This window comes from Rhodovulum bhavnagarense (genome assembly GCF_004343505.1).
GTDB lineage: Bacteria > Pseudomonadota > Alphaproteobacteria > Rhodobacterales > Rhodobacteraceae > Rhodovulum > Rhodovulum bhavnagarense.
On sequence record NZ_SLXU01000049.1, the window covers coordinates 1 to 1,097 of the forward strand.

Consider the following 1,097-nt stretch of genomic DNA (forward strand, 5'->3'; position numbering starts at 1 on the left):
TAGCCCTTGTATTGCTGGAAATAGGTTTCCTGGAACCGCTGGTGATCGCCATAAACCGTGCGCATCTGGCCCGGCCAGCTGTCCTTGAGGCACAGCACGCCCTCGGCCTCGACACCCTCGATCTCGCGGCCCGATTCAGGCTCCAGCACCACCGGCTGCACCCCGAAGAACGGCCGCGTGGCCGAGCCGGGCTTGGCCGGCGTCGCGCCGGGCAGCGGCGTGATCAGGTGGCCGCCCGTCTCGGTCTGCCACCAGGTATCCACGATCGGGCAGTTCCCCTTGCCGACATGGTCGTTATACCAGTTCCAGGCCTCGGGATTGATGGGTTCCCCAACCGAGCCCAGCACCTTGAGGCTGGAGAGGTCGTATTTCTCGACCCATTCGGCACCCTGGCCCATCAGCGCGCGGATCGCGGTCGGCGCGGTATAGAACTGGTTGACCTTCAGGTCCTGGCAGACCTGCCAGAACCGCCCCGCATCGGGCCAGGTCGGCACGCCCTCGAACATCACGGTCGTCGCGCCATTGGCCAGCGGCCCGTAGACGATGTAGCTGTGCCCCGTCACCCAGCCCACATCCGCCGTGCACCAGAACACGTCGCCCTCGTGATAGTCGAAAACGTATTCATGCGTCATCGAGGCATAGACCAGGTAGCCCCCCGAGGAATGCACAACCCCCTTGGGCTTGCCCGTCGAACCCGAGGTATAAAGGATGAACAGCGGATGCTCGGCATCCAGTTCGCGCGCCGGGCAGTCGGGGCTGGCATGTTCCATCAGCGCCAGCACATCCACGTCGCGCCCCTCGATCCAGGTGGTCTGGTCGCCGGTATGTTTCACCACCATGCAGCGCACCTTGTCCGAACAGTGCAACAGCGCCGCGTCGGTATTCGACTTGAGGTTGGTCTTGCGCCCGCCGCGCGGCGCGGTGTCGGCCGTGATCACCACCTTGGCCCCGCAATCGTTGATCCGGTTGGCCAGGCCGTCGGCCGAAAAGCCCGCGAAAACAACCGAATGGATCGCCCCGATCCGCGCACAGGCCAGCATCGCATAGGCCGCCTCGGGGATCATCGGCAGGTAGATCACCACCCGGTCGCCCCGCAT

At 65.0% G+C, this 1,097-nt stretch carries 1 protein-coding gene; it reads right to left on the reverse strand.

The features are described from left to right. Positions 1 to 1,097, reverse strand: a 1,097-nt coding sequence (locus tag EV663_RS15525; protein WP_165910233.1) for an AMP-binding protein, incomplete at both ends; no start/stop codon positions are given.